The sequence below is a fragment of the Streptomyces auratus genome (assembly GCF_050433025.1).
Lineage (GTDB): Bacteria > Actinomycetota > Actinomycetes > Streptomycetales > Streptomycetaceae > Streptomyces > Streptomyces sioyaensis.
Map to the genome: position 1 here is coordinate 1,014,109 of NZ_JBNGCB010000001.1, position 20,775 is coordinate 1,034,883.

The following is a 20,775-nucleotide window of genomic DNA, read 5'->3' on the forward strand; positions in this document are numbered from 1 at the left end:
ACCCGGTCGTCAATGGCAGGCTGACCGGCATGGACGGGCGGGATCTGGTGCGGTCGGTACGGATGATCAAGGCGGTCGGGCCGGCGCAGGGGCTGCGGTCCGTGCGCGCGGCGTGGCGGTCGCGGCGGGCGGACGCCCTGGCGCTGCCGCGGCGGGTGGCGGAGCGGGCGCGGGTGCCGGGGGCGGCGCGCGGCGCCGAGCCCCAGCCGGGCGGCGGGGTGATCCATTTCGCGCGGTCGTCGCTGCGGGTTCGGGTGGCGGCGGGCGGTGCGGTGTTCTGCGGCTGGGACGGCGCCGCGCCGGAGCCGTCGTATGCGCTGGCGGGGGCGTGTCCCGAGGTGGATGCGCGGGTGGTGCTGGAACCCGATACGGAGGGCGGCTGGCGGGTGGTCTCCGAGCGGGTGCTGGTGGTGGTCTCCCGGCACGGTGCGGTGGAGGTGCGGACGCCCGGCGGGGCGGTGCTGCGGCGGGAGTTGCCGCCGCGCTGGTGGGAGAGGGCGAGCGAGGACGGCTCGGAGGGGCGCGCCGGACCGCCCGAGGGTGCCGGCGCCGCGCGCTGGGTGCAGCGCGCGGAGGTCGCGGCCGACGCCCGGTTCTTCGGGCTGGGCGGCCGGGCGCACGGGCCGCGGCTGCGGGACGGGGTGTACCGGCTGTGGAACACGGACCCGGGCGGTGCCTTCGCGCCGGGTGACGATCCGCTGTCGCTGACCATGCCGGTTCAGCTGGTGGTGGCGGACGCCGGTACCCATCTGGTCTTCCACGACAACTCCTGGGACGGCCGGGTGACGCTGCGCGAGGGCGCGGAGGGGGCGGGCTCGGGTCATGACCGGCCGGGCACCTGTGAGCTGCGGATGGACGGCGGGCCGCTGCGCTACTGGGTGCTGGCCGGCACCCCGGCCCGGGTGCTGCAGGGCTGGACGGCGCTGACCGGGGCGCCCGCGCTGCCGCCGCTGTGGGCGCTGGGGCATCAGCACGCCCGGTGGGGATTCGCCGGCCAGGACGAGGTGCGCAGCGTGGTCGCCGGCTACGCGGAGCGCGGGCTTCCGCTGTCCGCCGTCCATCTGGACATCGATCACCACGACCGGCACCGGGTCTTCACCGTCGATCCGGAGCGCTATCCCGATCTGCCGGGTCTGGCACGGGAGTTGCGTGCGGAGGGTGTGCGGCTGGTGTCGATCGTCGATCCCGCGGTGAAGGCGGAGCCGGGGGACGCGGTGTACGAGGGCGGGGCCGCGGCGGACGCCTTCGTACGGGACGCGCGGGGGCGGGAGGTGCGCGGGCTGGCGTGGCCGGGTGAGTCGATGTACCCGGACTTCACCGAGGCACGGGTGCGCAAGTGGTGGGGCGGGCTGTACGCGGAGCGGCTGGCGCAGGGCTTCGGGGGGTTCTGGCACGACATGAACGAGCCGGTCTCGTTTGCCGCGTTCGGGGAGCGGACGCTGCCCCGCTCGGCGCGGCATGCGCTGGAGGGGCGGGGCGGCGACCACCGGGAGGCGCACAACGTCTACGGCCTGGCGATGGCGCGGGCCGGCTTCGACGGGCTGTGCGAACTGCGCCCGGACGAGCGGCCGTTCCTCTTCTCCCGCTCGGGGTGGGCGGGGATGCAGCGCTACGGCGGCACCTGGTCGGGCGATGTGGCGACGGACTGGCCGGGGCTGCGGGCCTCGCTGTCGCTGGTGCTGGGGCTGGGGCTGTGCGGGGTGCCGTACAGCGGTCCCGATATCGGCGGGTTCACCGCACGGCCGTCCCCGGAGCTGTATCTGCGGTGGTTCCAACTGGGCGCCTTCCTACCGCTGTTCCGTACGCACTCGGCGCTGGGGGCGGGGCGGCGGGAGCCGTGGGAGTTCGGGGCCGAGGTGCTGGAGCATGCCCGTACGGCGCTGGGGCAACGGCAGCGGCTGCTGCCCTATTTCGAGACGCTGGGCCAGTTGGCGCGGCTGACCGGGGCGCCGTATGTGCGGCCGGTGTGGTGGAGCACGCCGCGGGACCGGGCGCTGCGGGACTGCGAGGACGCCTTTCTGCTGGGGGACGCGCTGCTGGTGGCGCCGGCGCTGGCGGCGGGGGTGACCCGGCGGCCGGTGCGGCTGCCGCGCGGCCGGTGGTACGACACCGCGACCGGGCGGGCCTACGACGGGCCCGGGCAGGTGTGGGTGGAGGCGCCGCTGTCGCGGATTCCGGTGCTGGCACGGGCCGGTGCGGTGGTGCCGGTGGCCGGGTCGGACGGTGGGACGGAGCTGGAGGTGTGGGCACCGGCGGCCGGGCGCGGCGGCAGCGGGCTGGTGGTGCCGGATGCCGGGGACGGCTGGCAGCGGCCGACGGTGGAGCGCTTCACCTCGCGGCGGGAGGGCGACCGGGTGGTCGTGGAACGGCGGGACGGGGGCGCGGTGGGGTATCCGGTGCGGGTGCGGGGACTGACGGACGGGTAGTGGCCGGGCATGCGTAGGGGCTTCCGCTCCGGGTGCCGCGCCTGGTAAACGGAGGGCCATGCCGAGACTTGCTGCCGCACTGCGCGGCCTGGCCGTCGCTGCCGCCGCCCTGTTGACCGTCACCGTGGTGCCGTCGTCCGCCGCGGAGGCCGCCCGCCGGCCGGTGCCGTCGTCCGGGATGCCGAAGGAGTTCGTCGCGCTGCGCGAGGTGGACCCCACGATCATCCAGGAGATGCGCTACCCCACCCCGCACAACTTCATGGGGTTACCGGTGGACGGCTACCGCAGGCCGGTGTGCCTGCTGACGCGGGACGCCGCACGGGCGCTGCACCGGGCCCAGCGCTCCTTCCTCCGGCGCGGGCTGTCGCTCAAGGTGTACGACTGCTACCGGCCGCAGCGCGCCGTGGATCACTTCGTACGGTGGGCCAAGGACCTCGGCGACCAGCGGATGAAGGCCGAGTTCTATCCGCGCGAGGACAAGGCGAAGCTGTTCGACGACGGATATATCGCGGCCAAGTCCGGGCACAGCAGGGGCAGTACGCTCGATGTGACGCTGGTGCGGCTGCCGGCCGTGCCGACCCGCCCGTATGTGCCGGGCGAGCCGCTGACGTCCTGCTACGGGCCGCGGGCCGGACGGTTCCCGGACAACTCGCTCGACATGGGGACCGGCTTCGACTGCTTCGACACGCTTGCGCACACCCTCGATCCGCGCATCCACGGGCGGCAGCGGGCGAACCGGCTGCTGCTCAAGCACGGGCTGGAGCGGGCCGGCTTCGTGAATCTCCCCGAGGAGTGGTGGCACTTCACCTTCACGCCGGAGACCTTTCCGGACACCTACTTCGACTTTCCGGTGCAGTGACCGGGGCCCCTTGTCGGGGAGGCCGGTCGGCGGGCCTGGTCGGGCGGGCCTGTGGTGGTCGGGCCTGTGGTGGTCGGGCCTGTGGTGGTCGGGCCTGTGGTGGTCGGGCAACCCCGCGTGCTCGTTACCGGGTGTGATGGTCCGGGGACACGGAACCACCCCCGTGGATCCCGTGCCCCGAACCCTGCTGTGAGGGACGCGGGCCGGCCGCGTCCGGTTGACACCGGACTGCGAAGTCGTCCCTTCGGCTGATGCCCCTGTCTCGCCGGTGCCCTCAGAGGCGGCCGCCGGCCGGGTCCGACGAGAGCCGCTGGGCCGCCCGGACGGGGAGGACGGACAGGGCGATGAGCAGCGCGGCCACCACATTGACGACCGGCGCCTGGTGCGGGCGGGCCAGGTTCTCGTAGATCCAGATCGGGAGGGTCCGGGTGCCCGCGCCCGCCGTGAAGGTGGTCACCACGACCTCGTCGAAGGAGAGCGCGAAGGCCAGCAGCGCCCCGGCGAACAGCGCGGGCCGCAGCGCCGGGAAGGTGACGTGGCGCAGGGTCTGCCAGGGGCGGGCGCCCAGGTCGGCGGAGGCCTCGGCCGGCGACGGGCCGATCCGGCGGAGCCGCGCGGCGACGTTGTTGAAGACGATCACGACGCAGAAGGTCGCATGGCCGACGACGACCGTGAACAGGCCGAAGCCGATACCCAGCGGCGTCAGGACGGTGCGGAACGCCGCGTTGAGGGCGATGCCGGTGACGATGCCGGGCAGCGCGAGCGGCAGCACGATCAGGAACGAGACGGTCTGCCGGCCGAAGAAGCGGTGGCGGTGCACGGCGAAGGCGGCGAGCGAGCCCAGGACCAGGGCGAGGGCGGTGGCCCACAGGCCCGCCTGCAGCGAGGTCCACAGCGCATCGCGGGCGCCCGCGCTGTGCAGGGCGCGCCGCCACCACTCACCGGTCAGCGCGCCGGGCGGCCAGGCGAACGAGGGGTCGGCGTTGAGGGAGTTGAGCAGGACCAGGAGCAGCGGGACGTAGATCAGGGCCAGGCCGGCGGCCGTGATGCAGCCGAGGACGATGCGGGCGGTGCGGGTCAGATGCATCCGGCTGCCTCCTGCGGGACCGGTCAGAGCGAGTCGAGCGCGCCGGCCCGGCGGACCGCGGCGAGGTAGCAGACGACGAGGACGACGGGGACCGCGGAGAGCGCCGCGGCGAGCGGCAGATCGAGGGTGACCTGCGAGGCGATGACATTGCCCAGCAGCTGGGTGCGGCCGCCGACGATCTGCACGGTGAGGTAGTCGCCGAGGCTGAGCGAGAAGGTGAAGACGGAGCCGGCCAGGAGCGCCGGGCGGACGGCGGGGGCGACCACGGAGCGCAGCGTGCGCAGGGTGCCCGCACCGAGGTCGGCGGACGCCTCCAGATGGTGGGCGGGCAGCCGCTCCAGGGCGGCGTGGAGCGGCAGGATCATGTACGGCAGCCAGAGGTAGGCCAGCACGATCACGACGGCGGTCGTGCCGTATCCGGGTCCGCGCAGGCCCAGCGGAGCGAGTACCGCATTGACGATGCCGTGCTCGCCGAGCATCACCCGCCAGGCATACGCCTTGACCAGATAGCCGGCCCACAGCGGGGTGAGCACGGCCACCAGGAGGGCACGGCGCAGTCGGCCGGTCGCCACCCACGCCATGAAGAAGGCCATGGGTAGCGCGAGCAGGGCGTCGAGGAGCGTGACGACGACGGCGATGCCGAGCGTGCGCAGGGCGACGGTGCGGTACACGGGGTCGGTGAGGATCTCCCGGAAGTTGTCGGCGGTGAAGGAGTGCACGACGTCCGAGGTGAAGGGGTCGGTGGTCCAGAAGGCCGAGAGGAGGAGGACGGCGAGGGAGCCGAGGTAGGCGAGGATCAGCCAGAGGAGGGGCGGGGCGAGGAGTGCGGCGAGCCGGGCCCGGGCGCCCGGCTCGCGTGCGGTGACGGACACCGGCGTGCCCCGGCTCAGCCCTTGATCTCCGTCCAGGCGCGGGTCCATTGCGCGTAGTCGGTGCACTTGACGTTCTTGCGGCCGTCGAGGCACTGCGGGACGGGGGTGGTCCAGAAGTGGACCCGGCGGTAGTAGGCCTCGTCGTCGGCGTGGTAGACGGCGCAGTGGTGGGGGTCGGCGGTCTCCCGGCAGGCCTTGGCGTTGGCGGGTGCCTCGCCGAAGTACTCGGCCACCTGGGCGTTCACCTTCGGGGAGACGATCCAGTTGAGCCACTTGTAGGCGCAGTTGGGGTGGGCGGCCTTGGCGGAGACCATCCAGGTGTCGGACCAGCCGGTCGCCCCCTCCTTGGGGAGGACGGCCTTGACGGGGGCCTTCTGCGCGGTGGCGGTGTTGGCGATGACCTGCCAGGTGGTGCCGATGACGCTGTCGCCGCCCTTGAAGGCCGTGACTTCCTTCTGGTAGTCGCTCCAGTATTCGCCGATGTTGTGCCGCTGCTTCTTCAGCAGGGTCACGGCGGCGTCGAGTTGGGTGCGGTCCAGGGCGTAGGGGTCCTTGATGCCGAGGGCGGGGCGGGTCTTCATGAGGTAGAGGGCGGCGTCGGCGATGTAGATCGGGGAGTCGTAGGCGGTGACCTTGCCCGAGTATTTGGCGGCGCCGTCGAAGACGGCCTTCCAGGAGTCGGGGGCCGGGGAGACCTTGTCGGTGCGGTACATCAGCAGATTCGCGCCGCGACCGTGCGGGATGCCGTACATCTTCCCGTTCTTGGAGTTGAACGGGCGCATCTTGAGGCCGCTGAAGATGTCGCGGTAGTTCGGGACCAGACGGGTGTTGACCGGCGCCACGTCCCCCGCGGCGATCAGCCGCAGGGTGGCGTCGCCGGATGCGGACACGGTGTCGTACTGCCCCGTCTTCATCAGCGAGACCATCTCGTCGGAGGTCCCGGCGATCTTCGTGTTGACCTTGCAGCCGGTCTGTTTCTCGAACGGGTGCACCCAGTCGGCCTTGGGATCGTTGGAGCCGTCCTCGGCGTATCCGGCCCAGGCGATGAGGTCGACCCGGCCCTCGCCCTTGCCGACGCTCTTCTGCTCGGCGGCTCCCCCGCCGCCCCTCCCCCCGCCGGAGCCGCAGGCCACGGCCAGCAGCAGTACTCCGGCCGCCAGAGCGGCCTTCCACGGATTCGCGTTGCGCATGGTGAACTCCCGCTGTCGCACACGGCTGTCGAGCACCGTCAGTATCCGGAAGTTGACCATCTGCCACCAGAGCGCCTCGCCGGCGGGCCCACCGGTGCGGTGCCCGACGGGGGGTCAGCCGGGCACCGCGGACGCGTCCTCGGCGCGCCAGATCAGGTGCACGGCGGCGCCCGGACGGACGGCCGGCGGCAGGGGCCCGGAGTTCAGCCGCAGTGCGGTGAGCCGGTCGTCGCCGCCGTCGAGGTGGACCACGCAGCGGAGGTGGGCGCCGGCGTGCACGATCTCGGTGATCCGGCCGGGCACGCTCCGCTCCCCCGGCCCCGGGGTGCCGTCCGGGCCGTCGGGAGCGGCGATCCGGATCCGCTCGGGGCGGATGCTGAAGGTGCCCGGGGCGCCGACGACGCGGATCGCGGCCGGGCCGCTCAGCAGGTTGGTGGTGCCGACGAATCCCGCGACGAACGCGGTGGCCGGGCGTTCGTAGATCTCCAGCGGCGGGCCGGTCTGCGCGATCCGGCCGCGGTCGAGGACGGCAAGGCGGTCGCTGAGGGTCAGCGCCTCCTCCTGGTCGTGGGTGACGAGGAGGAAAGTGACGCCGGTGGCGCGCTGGATGCGCACCAGTTCGCGCTGCATCTCCTGGCGCAGCTGGAGATCGAGCGCGCCGAGGGGCTCGTCGAGCAGCAGCAGGCCCGGACCGTCGATCAGCGCGCGGGCCAGGGCGACGCGCTGGCGCTGGCCGCCGGAGAGCTCGGCCGGGCGGCGCGGGCCGTGGTCGTCGAGCCGTACGGTGCGCAGGGCCTCGCGGGCGCGGGCGAGGCGTTCGGACTTGCGCACCCCGGCGACGGTCAGCGCGTAGGCGACGTTCTGTTCGACGGTCATGTGCGGGAAGAGCGCATAGTCCTGGAAGACGGTGTGCACGTCGCGCCGGGCGGCCGGGAGTGCGGTGACCTCGCGGCCGGTGAGTTCGATACGGCCCGAGGTGGGCCGCTCGAAGCCGGCGATCAGCCGCAGCAGAGTGGTCTTGCCGGAGCCGGAGGGGCCCAGGAGGGAGAAGAACTCCCCCTGGTGGATGGCGAGTTCGGCGTGGTCGACGGCGCACACCGAGCCGAACTCCTTGCGCACGGCGGTGAGCCGTACGGCGGGTGCGGCGGCCGTGCGGACGGGCCGGTCGTCGGTGCGGACGTCAGGGCGGGCGGCTTCAGCCACGGGCGCTCCCCCTCGTGAACGACGTGATCGCCCGGACTGTACCGGGGTTCCGTGCCGGGCGGCACCGTGCCACACTCCTGACGTCCCGTCAGTTCTGGGGTTCCGGGAGGGCCGGCCGCCGGTCCACTGCCGTCCGGCTCGCCGTTGCCGGCCCGCCGTCCCGGTCCGCACTTGGGGAGGGTCCGTGACACGTACGCGGAAGCCGGCGGTGCCGGGGTGGTTCGATCAGGACGCGGCGGACTTCCGGCTGCTGGGTACCCGGTGCCGGGCCTGCGGCGCGGTGTTCTTCCCCCGCGAGGACACCTTCTGCCGCAATCCCGCGTGCGGCGGCGATGAGCTGGAGGAGGTGCCACTGTCCCGGCACGGCACCGTCTGGTCGTACACCGATGCGCGCTATCGACCGCCCGCCCCGTATGTCTCCGACCCGGACACCGAGTGGCAGCCGTACGCCCTGGTCGCCGTGGAGCTGGCGGCGGAGCGGATGGTGGTCCTCGGGCAGGCCGCGCCGGGCGTCGGTGTCGCGGACCTGGCCGTGGGCACCCGGGTGGAGCTGGTGCCCGGGGTGCTCGACGAGGATGACGCGCACAGCTGGATCACGTGGCGGTGGCGGCCGGTGGGGGTGGGGCGGGGGGTGGGGGGCGGAGGCGTTGGCGCGAAAACCTCACCGCTACACCCGCCCACCCCCCGAAGGGGGGTGGGCGGCGGGGAAAAAACCTCCGGGGAAAAAACCTCCGGCGCAACCCAACCCCAAGCCAGAAGGCGCCCCCAAACCCCCCCGAGCCCCCCAGTCCCCCCACCCCACGACATAGCCGTACTGGGCGCCGCAATGCACCCCTGGGGCAAGTGGGGCCGCAGCTTCATCGAGTACGGCACCAAGGCGGCCAGGGCGGCGCTCGCGGACGCCGGGCTCGACTGGTGTGCCGTGCAGAGCGTGGTCGGGGCGGACACGGTGCGCGGCGGCTACCCCGGCTATGTGGCGGGCGCGACCTTCGCCAAGGCCCTGGGCTGGCAGGGCGCCCGGGTGACCAGCGTCTACGCGGCCTGTGCCTCCGGCGCCCAGGCCATCGGCACCGCGCGGGCGCAGATCCTCTCGGGCCTGGCGGACGTGGTCCTGGTGGTCGGCGCCGACGCCGCGCCCAAGGGCTTCTTCGCCCCGGCGGGCGGTGACCGGCCCGACGATCCGGACTGGCTGCGGTTCCGGCTGCTGGGCGCCACCAACCCGGCGTACTTCGGACTGTACGCACGCCGCCGGATGGCGCTGTACGGCGATACGGCCGACGACTTCGCACAGGTGAAGGTGAAGAACGCGGCGGCCGGCGCGGTCAATCCGTACGCCCGCTACCGCAAGCCGGTCACCGCACAGGAGGTCGCGGCCTCGGCGGTGGTCGCCGATCCGCTGCGGCTGCTGGACATCTGCGCCACCTCCGACGGCGCCGCCGCCCTCGTCCTGACCAGCATGGACTTCGCACAGCGGCACGGCGCGGCCGATCCGGTGCGGATCCGCGCGGTCTCCACGGCCACCCCGCAGTACCCGCGGACCGTGCTGGACCTGCCGGACATCGCCACCGACTCCGCGGCCGCCGTACCGGAGCCCGCAACCGGCTTCCGGGCCTCGATCGCGCGCACCGCCTACGAGGAGGCCGGGATCGGCCCCGAGGACCTCTCGCTGGCCGAGGTCTACGACCTGTCCACCGCGCTGGAGCTGGAGTGGTACGAGGATCTGGGGCTGTGCGGCGCGGGTGAGGGTGCCGGGCTGCTGCGGGACGGGGTGACGGCGCTGGGCGGGCGGCTGCCGGTGAATGCCAGCGGCGGTCTGAGCTCGTTCGGCGAGGCGGTGCCGGCCCAGGCGATCGCCCAGGTCTGTGAGCTGACCTGGCAGCTGCGGGGAGCGGCGGGCGGCCGTCAGGTGCCCGGCGCCCGGGTGGGCATGACCGCCAATCAGGGGCTGTTCGGGCACGGGTCGGCGGTAGTGGCGGTGCGGTGAGTGCGGTGAGTGCGGTCCAGGAGGGTGCGGGAGCGGGCGGCTGACGGGTGCGCCCGGGCCCGTCGCGTCGCCGTCCCCAGACATCAACAACCTCTGCCGCACGCGACCTTGACGCCCCCTCAGCACCGGTGAACACTTCCGGATGCCAGTCGGCACTGCCGTACTCAGGCACCCCGGCCCGGTGGCAGCGCTGCCCGCTGCCCGCCGGTGGCACGCACCCTGCACGCAGGACCGGGGGACGTCCCCCGGGCGAGGGCCTAGGAGCCGCCATGTATACCAATGGGGACATCTTCGTCGGTGAAGTGATCGGTACCGCGATACTCATTCTCTTCGGCGCCGGTGTGTGCGCCGCCGTCACCCTGCACCACTCCAAGGCGAAGGGCGCCGGCTGGGTCGTGATCGCCTTCGGCTGGGGCATGGGCGTGCTGGCCGGCGCCTACACCGCGGCACCGCTGTCCGGCGGGCATCTCAACCCCGCGGTGACGGTCGGCTCCGCGATCGCGGGCGGCACCCCGTGGTCGAAGGTGCCGCTGTACGTCCTGGCGCAGATGATCGGCGCGGCGGTCGGAGCCGTCCTCGCCTGGGCGCTGTACTACGCGCAGTTCGCCGCCAACGCGGAGCGGGCCACGGCCCAGCCGACGCTGGGGATCTTCTCCACCGGCCCGGAGATACGCAAGCCGGCCGCCAATCTCGTCACCGAGGTCATCGCCACCGCCGGGCTGGTGCTGCCGCTGCTGTGCTTCGGGCAGAACAAGGGCATCGGCATCGGCCAGGTCCCCGGCGCCCAGGCGGGGGTCTACGGCTCGGGGATCAATGTGCTGCTGGTCGCGCTGCTGGTGGTCGGTATCGGGCTGTCGCTGGGCGGGCCCACCGGCTATGCCATCAACCCGGCGCGGGACCTCGGTCCGCGCCTGGTGCACGCCGTGCTGCCGATACCCAACAAGGGCTCCTCCGACTGGGGTTACGCCTGGATACCGGTGGCCGGACCGCTGATCGGCGCGGTGCTGTCCGGCCTGGTCTTCCGGCTGGCGTTCTGACCCCGGCGTGTCGCACGGACGGCCCCAGCCCCGCTGCACCCACTCACCAGGACGCCAGGAGGCGTGACGGCATGACGGAGCACACCGGGAAGACCGAGAAATATGTAGCCGCGATCGACCAGGGCACCACCTCCAGCCGCTGCATCATCTTCGACCACGGCGGGGCGATCGTCGCCGTCGACCAGCGCGAGCACCGCCAGATCTTCCCCAAGCCGGGCTGGGTGGAGCACGATGCCACCGAGATCTGGTCGAAGGTGCAGGCCGTGGTGGCGGGTGCGCTGACCAAGGCGGGGCTGCGCGCGGACCAGCTCAGTGCGCTGGGCATCACCAACCAGCGGGAGACCACGGTCCTGTGGGACCGCGCCACCGGCCGGCCGGTGCACCATGCGATCGTCTGGCAGGACACCCGGACCTCCCAGCTGTGCGCGGAACTGGGCGGCGCGGACGGCCAGGACCGTTTCCGGGAGGCCACCGGGCTGCCCCTGGCGAGCTACTTCTCCGGGCCGAAGGCGGCTTGGCTGCTGGACGAGGTGCCGGGGCTGCGGGCCCGGGCCGAGCGCGGCGAGATCGCGTTCGGCACCATCGACTCCTGGCTGATCTGGAATCTGACCGGCGGCACCGACGGCGGGGTGCATGTCACCGATGTGACCAACGCGGGCCGCACGATGCTGATGAACCTCTCCACCCTGCAGTGGGATCCGGCGATCCTGTCGGCGATGAACGTGCCGGCCGCGATGCTGCCGGAGATCCGGTCGTCGGCCGAGGTGTACGGCACGGCGGTCGGGCAGCTGCACGGGGTGCCGGTGGCCGCCGCGCTCGGCGACCAGCAGGCGGCCGTCTTCGGCCAGACCTGTTACGGCGTCGGCGAGGCCAAGAACACCTACGGCACCGGCTCGTTCCTGCTGCTGAACACCGGCAACCGCCCGGTCCCGTCCAAGAGCGGGCTGCTGACGACCATGGGCTACCAGCTCGGCGGCGAGGCACCGGTCTACTGCCTGGAGGGGTCGATCGCCATCACAGGCGCCCTGGTGCAGTGGTTCCGCGATCAGCTCGGCATCATCGCCTCGGCCGAGGAGATCGAGCCGCTGGCGGCGAGCGTCCCCGACAACGGCGGGGCGTATGTGGTCCCGGCGTTCTCCGGGCTCTTCGCGCCCTATTGGCGCTCCGACGCCCGCGGGGTGATCACCGGTCTGACCGGTTTCGTCACCAAGGCGCATCTGGCGCGCGCCGTACTGGAGGCGACCAGCTGGCAGACCCGTGAGGTGGTGGACGCCATGTTCCAGGACTCGGGGGTGCGGATCACCCGGCTCAAGGTCGACGGCGGGATGACCGCCAACAGCCTGCTGATGCAGCATCAGGCGGATGTGCTGGGCGTACCGGTGATCCGCCCGGTGATTTCGGAGACCACCTGTCTGGGGGCGGCGTACGCAGCCGGGCTGGCGACCGGTGTCTGGCAGGACCTGGACGAGCTGCGGACCCACTGGCAGCGCGACGAGGAGTGGGCTCCGCGGATGGACGGGCCGACCCGCGACCGCGAGTTCGCCCAGTGGCGCAAGGCGGTGGAGCGCAGCTTCGGCTGGCTGGCACCGGACGGTTCGGCGGAGTCCTAGGGCTCGTCACAGGAGAGACGTACGGCCCGTACCCCGGACGGCGGGGTACGGGCCGTGCTTTTGCGCCCCGTCAGGGAAGCGCGGGCTCCCGCCGGCCGGCGCCGGCCTCCCTCGCGTGCTCGACGACGGAGATGAGCACATCGCGGGCGTCGTTCTTCAGCCGGGCGTCACACAGCATCACCGGGATCTCGGGGGCCAGATCCAGGGCTTCGCGCACGGCCTGCGGCGGATAGCGGTCGGCGCCGTCGAAGCAGTTGACGGCGACCGTGAAGGGCAGCCCGCGGCGCTCGAAGTAGTCGATGGCGGAGAAGCTGTCGGCGAGCCGGCGGGTGTCGGCGAGCACCACGGCGCCGAGCGCACCGCGCGCCAGTTCGTCCCAGAGGAACCAGAAGCGGTCCTGGCCGGGGGTGCCGAACAGATAGAGCACCAGCCCCTCGTTGACGGTGATCCGGCCGAAGTCCATCGCGACGGTGGTGGTCGTCTTGGCCTCCACACCGTCGAGGTCGTCGACCGGCCGGCCCGCCTCGGTCAGCCGCTCCTCGGTGCGCAGCGGTTGGATCTCGCTGACGGCACCGACCAGGGTGGTCTTGCCGACCCCGAAGCCGCCCGCGACCAGGATTTTCAGCGTCACCGGCTCGGCGGCGGCGGACCGGCGGCGACGATCGGAACGCCCAAAGGCCATGGGATTCTTCTCCTGAATTGCCGGGTGTGCGGGTGGAGCTCACGCTTGCTCCCCGGGCGTCGGCGCACGAGGCGGCACGTGCAAGGGAACGGTACAACGTGCTCAGCACGGGTCCCACTTGAGATGCATCACGCCCCGGTTACACCAGGGGTCCAAGGCCGCCAACCTGCCCAAAAGGGCGCCATGCACGGTCGTTGGCGCGGGTGGACCGGGCTCCGGCGGGCGCTCAGCGCGGGGTGAGGACCTGGGGCCGGTCGAGCAGCCCCAGCAGCTGCACCAGGCTGGACTCGATGAAGGCGCACAGCTCGTCCCGGGCGCCGGGCTGCTCCGCCGGCCAGGTGGTGGCCGCCTCCTCGGCGAACGCCATCCAGGCGCGGGTGGCGAGTTCGGCCTGCGGGGCGTCCGGCATACCGAGGCGCCGTCTGCCGTCGTGCACCCGGCGGGCGACGGTCTCCCGGGTGACGCCGACGATGTCGGCGACCGCGGGGTGGCTGCCGGCGGCGCCCCGTACCAGGGCGAGGTACGCCTGCCGGTGCTCCAGGACGTACGCCACGAAGCCCGCGATGAAGGCCCGCATCCAGGCGACCGGTTCCAGGGAGCCGTCCGGTTCCGTCGCGGCGGTGAAGCGGTCGCACTCGGCGCGGACCACCGCGCGGTAGAAGTCGCGCTTGGAGTCGAAGTAGTGGAAGAGCAGTCCGCGGGAGATCCCGGCCCGCCGGGCGACCTCATCGGTGGACAGCTCGTCCAGGGAGCGGTCGGCGAGCATCTCCAGCCCGATGCCGACCAGTTGCTCCCTGCGCTGATCGGAGGTGAGTCGGGTGGTGCGTCTGCCCGACATGCGCGCAGTGTACGGCGGCGGGCCGGGGCCGCCGAGGGGTCCCGGCCCGTCCCGGGCTCAGGCGTACTGCCCCAGATGGTCCAGGATCTTGGGCGCGACCACGTGGGGGACCTCTTCGGGCAGCCAGTGGCTGGCGCCGTCCAGGGCCTCGAAGCGGTAGGGGCCGTCCACCCACTCCCCCGTCGACTCGGCTGCGCCGCGGCCCAGGGCGGTGTCCTCGCTGCCCCACAGGAAGAGGGTGGGGACGCTGATCCGGCCGGCCGGGATCGAGATGACCGACTCGGGGGCGCGGTACCAGTTCAGGGTGGCGGTGAGCGCGCCCGGTGCGGAGAGCCGGCGGACATTGCCGTCCACGAGGGCGTCGGGAACCTTGCCGGCATAGGCGGCGCGCAGCCGGGCGGCGTCGTCGGCGAGCAGCGCGGACTCCGCGGCGCCGTCGTCGCGGCGGAAGAAGCGGACGTAGTCGAGCCGGTCGTGCTGGGTGGCATCCGTGGCGGCGGCGCGGTTGAGCGCGTCCGGGTGCGGGGTGGCCAGCACGGTCAGGGACTTCAGCCGCTCGGGGTGGGCGCCGGCCAGCGCCCAGGCGACCATGCCGCCCCAGTCGTGCGAGACGAGGTGGAAGCGGTCGGCGCCCTGGGAATCGGCGAAGGCCAGGGCGTCGGCGACGAGTTCGGGTACGGCGTAGTCGGCGATCCGCGGCGGGCGGGCGCGCGGGGAGTAGCCTCGCTGGTCGACGGCGACGGCGCGGTAGCCGGCCGTGCCCAGGGCGGGGAGCACCTCGCTCCAGGAATCGGCGAACTCGGGCCAGCCGTGCAGCAGCAGCACGAACTCCCCGTCGGCGGGCCCGCAGGCCAGTGCGTCGTAGGTGTGCGGGCCGGCCTGGATCTCCAGGCGTTCGAAGGGTTCCGGGGTCTCGTCCGTGGCCATGGCGACGCGTCTCCTCCTGTTGACAGCTGCTCAACAGGCACCGTACCCCGGCGTTTGCGTCGTGCTCGACGAAGCCCCTGCCCGCGGACGGCACGACGGGAACCGGTATCCGCCCCGGCCCTGCGGGAGTTCAAAGGGCCGCCGCCCCGACCGAACGAGCCGGCGGGCGGCGGCCACCGGACCGCGGGGAGTTCACAGCGCGCGCAGGCCGTCGATCACCTCGCGCAGCACCTTCTCGTCCGGCAGCTCGGCCGGCGGTACCGGCCGGCTGACGTGGACCAGGTCCGCATCCAGCAGATCCCCGATCAGGACCCGTACGACGCCGACCGGCAGGTCGAGTCCGGCCGCCACCTCGGCGACCGACAGCGGCTCCTGCCGGCACCGCTCCACGATCTCCACATGCTCGGGCGACAGCATCTGATCGTCGACCGCCTCGTCCGCGCGGCTCTCGGCGATCACCAGCGCGATCAGATCGAGGCGTCCCTCGGCGGCCGTACGGGTACGGCCGCGGGTCATCGCGTACGGGCGGACGACCGGGCCCGCGTCGTCGTCGAACCAGCGGGCCGTCTCGTCCCGCGGCGCCCGGCCGTCCTGCTCGCTCATGCCTGAACCTCGCCCTCGCCCTCGCACCCGCGAGGCGCGCACCTCTGGACGATGAGCTCGCTGCGCTCGCTCATGGCGTCACCATCGTCGCGCTCAGCTGGCCGGGCCGGACCGGGGCGCGGTGCCCAGGTGCGTGCCCACGCGCTTGACCAGCAGCGTCATCTCGTAGGCGATCAGCCCGACATCGGAGTCCGCGTCGGCCAGCACGGCCAGGCAGCTGCCGTCGCCGGCCGCGCTGACGAACAGGAACGCCTCGTCGAGCTCGACCATGGTCTGCCGGACGTGGCCGGCGTCGAAGTGCCGGCCGACGCCCTTGGCCAGGCTGTGGAAGCCGGAGGCGACGGCGGCCAGATGCTCACCGTCCTCGCGGGTCAGGTCCTTCGACGCCCCGGTGGCCAGCCCGTCGCTGGACAGCACGAGTGCCTTGCGGATGGAGCCGACCCGCTCGACCAGTTCGTCCAGGAGCCAGTTCAGCTCACCGGATCCCTTCGCCGAGACCGGTGCGGTGGAAGCTGCTGCCTTCGGTGCGGTCATGGACCGTCCCCTCCCGATGTGGTTCCTGGTGGTGCGGTGGTGCCCGTGGCGTCGCCGTCGTGCCTGGCGGCGGCACGGTCGCCGGAGACTGTGGTGTCCTCCGGGCCGGTGGTGGCCGGGTCCTCGCCCGGTGCTGGTGCGCTTTCGCGCGGGTTCTCTCCGTTGTCGCGGCGGCCGCGCTGCCAGCCGCGCTGGAGCGAGGCCATCCGGGCGCGGACCGCCTCGGCGTCGCGGTCGTCCGCGGCCGGATGCTGCGCCGGTGCCTGCTCCGCCTCCGCCGCCGGGTCCTTCTTCAGCTGCGGCGCGAGGCTGGCCTGCCGTACCCGGCGGGGCAGGCCCTGGGCCGTGGTCGGCCCGGACGGGTCGTGGTCCGCGACGGGCCGCGGGCCGGCCGGGGGCGGCGGGTCCTGCGGCGCGGTGGACGACGGTGGGCCGGACTCGGAGCCGCTCGCGTCACCTTCCCCGGAGCGGGCGCGCTCGGCGCCCCGCTTGCCCGCCGCGTCACGGTCGTCGACCGTTCTGCCGTGGTCGGAGACCAGCACCGGCGGGCGGTGGCGGCGCGGCAGGGGCGCCAGCCCGCCACCGGGCGCCTGGTCCTGGGTCTGCTGGTGCTGCTCGCCGTCGGGCACGGGCGGCACCGGGGCGATGCTGCGCGGTGCGGAGGACGGTCCCTTGCGGTCGCGGCCGCGCTCCCGCTTCCTGAAGGGGCCGTCCGCGTCATCGGCGGGAGCCGGCTCGTCCCGGTCGAGTGGCGCCTCCAGTTCGACCGGTCCGTCGATGACGGCCGGCTCGCGCCGCTGCCGTACGGGCAGCGGGCCCGGCGCCTGGGAGAGCGCGGCCAGCTTGCCCGCCGCATGCTCCAGTTCATTGCCGACGGGGCCGCCGGACAGACCGTCGGAGGCGCCCTCGTCGTCGGCCCGGCCGCCCTCGGTGAGCAGCGTCCCGGGGAGGAAGACGACGGCGGTGGTGCCGCCGTACGGCGAGGGCTGCAGGGAGACCCGTACGTCCTGCCGCCGGGCGAGCCGGCTGACCACGAACAGCCCGAGCCGGTCGGTGTCGGACAGCTCGAACTCGGGGGTCTCGGCGAGCCGGAGGTTGGCCTCCAGCAGCAGATCGGGGGCCATGCCCAGGCCGCGGTCGTGGATCTCCAGGGTGAAGCCGTTGGCGACCCGCTCGCCCAGCACCTGCACGGCGGTGTGCGGCGGGGAGAAGACCGTGGCGTTCTCCAGGAGTTCGGCTATCAGGTGCGTGAGGTCGGACACCGCGGGACCGTCCACCGCGAGCCGGGGCAGCCGGCGCACCTCGATCCGCTCGTAGTCCTCCACCTCGGCGACCGCCGCGCGCACCACGTCCATCAGCTGGATCGGTTTGCGCCACTGCCGGGAGGGGGCCGCGCCGGAGAGGATGACCAGACCCTCCGCGTGCCGCCGCATACGGGTGGTCAGATGGTCGATCCGGAAGAGGTCGGCGAGTTCGTCGGTGTCCTCGGTGCGCCGTTCCATGGCGTCCAGCAGGGTCAGCTGGCGGTGCAGCAGAACCTGGCTGCGGCGGGCGAGGTTGACGAAGACCTCGGAGACGCCGCGGCGCATCTCGGCCTGCTTGACGGCGGCCTCGATCGCGGCCCGCTGAAGGGTGTGCAGCGCCTGGCCGACCTGGCCGGTCTCGTCCGGACCGAATTCGAGCCGGGGCGCCTCGGTCTCCACATCGACCTGCTCGCCGGCCGCCAGCCGGCGCATCACGCTCGGCAGCCGCACGCCGGACACCTCGTGGGCGGTCTTGCGCAGCCGGACCAGGTCCCGGACGTGGCGGCGGCCGACGCGGAAGGAGACGACGACCGAGACCAGCAGCGCGACGAAGCCGAGGACGCCCGCGATGGCCGCCTTGAGCAGGATGTGCGTGGCGACCGGGGCCACCCGGTCCTGGTAGCGGTCGGCGGCGTCCTTGTCCATCCGGTGGAGGTCGCCGAGCACCCGCTGCGCCGCGGCGTTCCACCGCTCGGCGTTGACCGCGTGCGGTCCGTCCTTCGCGCCGGCGGCGATCACCCGGTCCTCGTACGAGGTCAGCTCGCGCGCCTTCGCCGAGTGCCAGTAGTCCTGGTAGCCGCCGCGGTCCCGGGCGGGCAGGACGGGCAGGCCGGTGCGGTAGAGGAGCCGGCGCTCGGCGACCCGGTCGGACACCGACCGCAGATCGCGCGCGCTCATGCTGCCGGAGGCCAGCACCGCGGACATCAGGGCGTCCTCACGGGAGAGGGTCTCCCGGGCACGGGCGAGGGCGACCAGTGCCCGGGCCTGTTTGTCCATCTCCACATTCTCCAGCGCGTGGAGTGCGGAAAGGAAGTCATAGCCGGGATCGACAAGGGAGTTGTAGCTCTCCAGGGCCTCGTCGCGGGTGACGGTGTTGTCCTGGACCTGGGTGCGCAGCGAGCCGAGCGAGGACAGGCCCTTGAGGATGCCGTGCATCCGGTCGCCGGCCTCGCCGGAGAGGTCCTCGCGGGCGTCTCGGGTGTCGGTGTCGGCCCGCAGCGCGGTGACGGCCTCGTCGGTGGCCCGGGTCCGCCGGCGGAGTGCGTCCAGTGCGTCGGCGTCGCGCCGGTCGGCGAGGTACAGCAGACTCTGCCGGCGCTCGTCCTGGAGGGTCAGGATGACGTTCTCCACCGGATAGCCGAGATGCTGTACGACGTTGCCGACGTCCAGCAGCTGGTTGGCCTCACGACCGGTGAGGTAGGTCGTGAACGCCCACAAGGACGTCAGGGACAACAGTGGTACGAGCAGCAACGCCACGATCTTCCGGCGGACCGACTTTCCGCGAAAGCGCATGGCCTCCCCTACGTCAACCCCGGCGCACGGGGGTGGTGTTCCGTCAACAAACGGCGCGAGCCTACTACTCTCGGGTGACCTAGCCGAAGGCCTCTCGTGACCCCGGGGAGCCGGGCCGCGCGGGATCGTCATGAGTTGTCCCCCGATTCCCGGACAACCCGCCCCGCGTGCGGCGACCTGGTCCGCACCTCGGTGTCCGACGACCTGCCGGACGGTTGGCCGGTTTTTCTCTACCCCGGGTAACCCTGTGCGGCTCCGGTGCGTGACCATGGAGGGGTACGGGGTACGACACCAGGGGCATGTACCGGGCGAAATGCGGGCAGTCCCCAAGGAGTCGGACACGGGGCACGCGCGGGGAGGGTGACGCGTTCATGGACACCGGCAGACGGCCGTTGTGGCAGGAGGAGCCGGCGACCCGGCACCGGATGGCGGATCCGGTGCGCACCGCCGCGGTGCGTGCCGTCATCATCGTGGCCCTCACCCTGATTCAGGCCATGGTGGCGTTCCTGTGCACCCTGGCGGGCTCCTGGTTCGCGTTCCCCGCGGTGCTCAGCACGGTCGCCAGCACCGTGGTCGCCACCTGGGCGGTGCTGGACGTCTGGGTCACCCGGCAGGTGTGGGTGCAGCGCAACGGCGTGCAGTCGCAGCCGAGCTCGACGGCCCGGGAACTGCGCCGTGAGCGGCGCCGCGCGCGGCGGCAGCAGCGCCGGGAGTCACGGGAGGGCCCGTCGCGGGCCCCGCGCACGGCGGCGTGAAACGGCCGGGCGGCGGGCCCGGGATCTACGCGACGACGGCCTCTTCCCGTACGGCGGGCCGTACATGAATCATGCCGTCCAGGACGCTGACGTCGTGGGTGCGCACCGGCCGGCGGGCGGGCAGACAGGCCGCGGCTCCGGTCCGCAGGTCGAACAGGGCCGCATGCAGCGGGCATTCCACGAAGCAACCCTCGACCCAGCCCTCGGAGAGCGAGGCGTCCTGGTGGCTGCAGGTGTCGTCGACGGCGTAGAAACCGCCCTCGGCGTGGAAGACCGCGATGGCCGGTGTCGTGTCGTCGATCTCGATCCGTACGGACTCACCCTCGGGCAGGTCCTCGATACGGCAGACGGGAATCATCTGGCCCCCCTCTCGCTGATCGGTATCATGTGTTCTGAATAACGCATCGCAGAGCGCGATGCGCAACAGAATCCAAGCCGGGGAGCGAGCCGTCAAGGGCTTCCCGGCAGATGCCTTCAGACGTGCCCCGCAGGGGCCACCGGGTGGTGACACAAAGACCCATGTCGAACACGAACGATGCGGCAGACGACCGGTCCGAGGAACGGCGCGCCGGGGCGGGATCCGTCCAGTCCGTGGACCGCGCGGTGAGCGTGCTGGAGATCCTGGCCAAGCTGGGCGAGGCCGGGGTGACCGAGATCTCGGAGGAGCTGGGCGTCCACAAATCGACCGCGTTCCGGATCCTCGGGGTGCTGGAGAACCGCGGTCTGGTGGAGCAGGAGAAGGAGCGCGGCAAGTACTACCTGGGCGCCGGGGTGCTGCGGCTGGCCGGCGCCGCGGCCATCCGGCTGGACATCTCGCAGGAGGGCCAGCCGGTCTGCCGGGCGCTCGCCGAGGACACCGGGGAGACCGCCAACATCGCGGTGCTGGACGGCGATGCGGCGGTCAACATCATGCAGGCCAGGGGCTCCGCGGCGGTCACCGCGTACAACTGGCTGGGCCGCCGCACCCCGCTGCACGCCACCGCCAGCGGCAAGGTGCTGCTGGCGCATCTGCCGGCGCAGCGCCGGGAGGCCCTGGTGACCCGCAAGCTGCCGCGGTTCACCGAGCACACCCTGACCACGGCGGCCGGCCTGCGCGAGCAGCTGACCGCCGCGCTCGCGGACGGATTCGCCTGCACCAGCGAGGAGTTGGAGATCGGGCTCAACGCGGTGGCGGCACCGGTGTGGGCACACGACGGTGCGGTGATCGGGGCGATCGGCCTCTCGGGGCCGGCGTACCGCATGGAGCGGGAGCTGCTGCCCGAGCTGGCGGAGCGGTCCGCGAAGGCGGCCGCCGAACTCTCCCGCCGCATGGGGTACGCGGGTTGAGGCGGCTTGCGGAAAATCCCCCCTTG

18 protein-coding genes and 1 pseudogene are annotated in these 20,775 nt (G+C 72.9%); 8 read left to right on the forward strand and 11 right to left on the reverse strand.

Features of this window, described 5'->3' with window-relative positions; all coding sequences use genetic code 11:
• Positions 1-29 precede the first annotated feature (29 nt).
• Together BKA18_RS04170 and BKA18_RS04175 are read left to right on the forward strand one after the other, a co-directional pair.
• A complete protein-coding gene (locus BKA18_RS04170) occupies positions 30-2,426 on the forward strand; it encodes a glycoside hydrolase family 31 protein (RefSeq protein WP_366048480.1) in 2,397 nt (798 codons plus the stop codon).
• 58 nt (positions 2,427-2,484) lie between these two features.
• Positions 2,485-3,285, forward strand: coding sequence for a M15 family metallopeptidase (locus BKA18_RS04175; protein WP_366048455.1), 801 nt, complete (start codon positions 2,485-2,487; stop codon positions 3,283-3,285).
• A 274-nt stretch (positions 3,286-3,559) separates the two neighbouring features.
• Here BKA18_RS04175 and BKA18_RS04180 read toward each other — a convergent pair whose 3' ends face one another.
• The 4 genes from BKA18_RS04180 to BKA18_RS04195 form a co-directional block, all read right to left on the reverse strand.
• Positions 3,560-4,372 (reverse strand): ABC transporter permease, encoded by an 813-nt coding sequence (locus tag BKA18_RS04180; protein ID WP_366048456.1) that lies wholly within the window; start codon positions 4,370-4,372, stop codon positions 3,560-3,562.
• 23 nt (positions 4,373-4,395) lie between these two features.
• Positions 4,396-5,292, reverse strand: coding sequence for an ABC transporter permease (locus BKA18_RS04185; protein ID WP_366048457.1), 897 nt, complete (start codon positions 5,290-5,292; stop codon positions 4,396-4,398).
• Entirely contained in the window at positions 5,259-6,434 is a 1,176-nt protein-coding gene (locus BKA18_RS04190; protein ID WP_366048458.1) for an ABC transporter substrate-binding protein, read from the reverse strand. The genes BKA18_RS04185 and BKA18_RS04190 overlap by 34 nt, the downstream gene beginning before the upstream one ends.
• Before the next feature lie 114 nt (positions 6,435-6,548).
• Complete coding sequence (locus BKA18_RS04195) at positions 6,549-7,637, reverse strand: ABC transporter ATP-binding protein (RefSeq protein WP_366048459.1); 1,089 nt, start codon at positions 7,635-7,637, stop codon at positions 6,549-6,551.
• A gap of 184 nt (positions 7,638-7,821) precedes the next feature.
• Here BKA18_RS04195 and BKA18_RS04200 point away from each other — a divergent pair.
• The 4 genes and pseudogenes from BKA18_RS04200 to glpK all read left to right on the forward strand — a co-directional run.
• Positions 7,822-8,262: pseudogene (locus tag BKA18_RS04200) on the forward strand (Zn-ribbon domain-containing OB-fold protein); the annotation flags it as partial.
• 180 nt (positions 8,263-8,442) lie between these two features.
• A complete protein-coding gene (locus tag BKA18_RS04205) occupies positions 8,443-9,621 on the forward strand; it encodes a lipid-transfer protein (RefSeq protein WP_366048481.1) in 1,179 nt (392 codons plus the stop codon).
• A gap of 269 nt (positions 9,622-9,890) precedes the next feature.
• The gene (locus tag BKA18_RS04210; protein ID WP_006607153.1) at positions 9,891-10,658 is read left to right on the forward strand and encodes an MIP/aquaporin family protein; all 768 of its coding nucleotides are present in this window, start codon (positions 9,891-9,893) and stop codon (positions 10,656-10,658) included.
• Between the two features lie 71 nt (positions 10,659-10,729).
• Positions 10,730-12,268: a glycerol kinase GlpK gene (glpK, locus tag BKA18_RS04215; RefSeq protein WP_366048460.1), complete on the forward strand. Its 1,539-nt coding sequence runs from the start codon at positions 10,730-10,732 to the stop codon at positions 12,266-12,268.
• 70 nt (positions 12,269-12,338) lie between these two features.
• Here glpK and BKA18_RS04220 read toward each other — a convergent pair whose 3' ends face one another.
• The 6 genes from BKA18_RS04220 to BKA18_RS04245 all read right to left on the reverse strand — a co-directional run bounded on the left by BKA18_RS04220 (position 12,339) and on the right by BKA18_RS04245 (position 18,668).
• On the reverse strand, positions 12,339-12,950 hold the full coding sequence (locus BKA18_RS04220; protein ID WP_006607155.1) for a GTP-binding protein: 612 nt from the start codon (positions 12,948-12,950) through the stop codon (positions 12,339-12,341).
• A 226-nt stretch (positions 12,951-13,176) separates the two neighbouring features.
• Entirely contained in the window at positions 13,177-13,788 is a 612-nt protein-coding gene (locus BKA18_RS04225; RefSeq protein ID WP_366048461.1) for a TetR/AcrR family transcriptional regulator, read from the reverse strand.
• 57 nt (positions 13,789-13,845) lie between these two features.
• The gene (locus BKA18_RS04230) at positions 13,846-14,715 is read right to left on the reverse strand and encodes an alpha/beta fold hydrolase (RefSeq protein WP_366048462.1); all 870 of its coding nucleotides are present in this window, start codon (positions 14,713-14,715) and stop codon (positions 13,846-13,848) included.
• Positions 14,716-14,907: 192 nt separating this feature from the next.
• Positions 14,908-15,318 (reverse strand): DUF742 domain-containing protein, encoded by a 411-nt coding sequence (locus tag BKA18_RS04235; RefSeq protein WP_366048463.1) that lies wholly within the window; start codon positions 15,316-15,318, stop codon positions 14,908-14,910.
• Between the two features lie 93 nt (positions 15,319-15,411).
• Positions 15,412-15,852 carry a roadblock/LC7 domain-containing protein gene (locus BKA18_RS04240; protein ID WP_366048465.1) on the reverse strand — a complete coding sequence of 147 codons (441 nt, stop codon included), beginning with the start codon at positions 15,850-15,852 and terminating at the stop codon, positions 15,412-15,414.
• Positions 15,849-18,668: a nitrate- and nitrite sensing domain-containing protein gene (locus BKA18_RS04245; protein WP_366048466.1), complete on the reverse strand. Its 2,820-nt coding sequence runs from the start codon at positions 18,666-18,668 to the stop codon at positions 15,849-15,851. Before BKA18_RS04245 ends, BKA18_RS04240 begins: the two co-directional genes overlap by 4 nt.
• A gap of 371 nt (positions 18,669-19,039) precedes the next feature.
• Between BKA18_RS04245 and BKA18_RS04250 the strand changes: the two genes are divergently transcribed.
• Positions 19,040-19,423 carry a hypothetical protein gene (locus BKA18_RS04250; RefSeq protein ID WP_093481952.1) on the forward strand — a complete coding sequence of 128 codons (384 nt, stop codon included), beginning with the start codon at positions 19,040-19,042 and terminating at the stop codon, positions 19,421-19,423.
• A gap of 25 nt (positions 19,424-19,448) precedes the next feature.
• Here the strand turns inward: BKA18_RS04250 and BKA18_RS04255 are convergent, their stop codons facing one another.
• On the reverse strand, positions 19,449-19,781 hold the full coding sequence (locus BKA18_RS04255; protein ID WP_366048467.1) for a bifunctional 3-phenylpropionate/cinnamic acid dioxygenase ferredoxin subunit: 333 nt from the start codon (positions 19,779-19,781) through the stop codon (positions 19,449-19,451).
• Between the two features lie 161 nt (positions 19,782-19,942).
• Here BKA18_RS04255 and BKA18_RS04260 point away from each other — a divergent pair, with 161 nt between their 5' ends.
• A complete protein-coding gene (locus BKA18_RS04260; RefSeq protein ID WP_006607163.1) occupies positions 19,943-20,749 on the forward strand; it encodes an IclR family transcriptional regulator in 807 nt (268 codons plus the stop codon).
• Positions 20,750-20,775 lie beyond the last annotated feature (26 nt).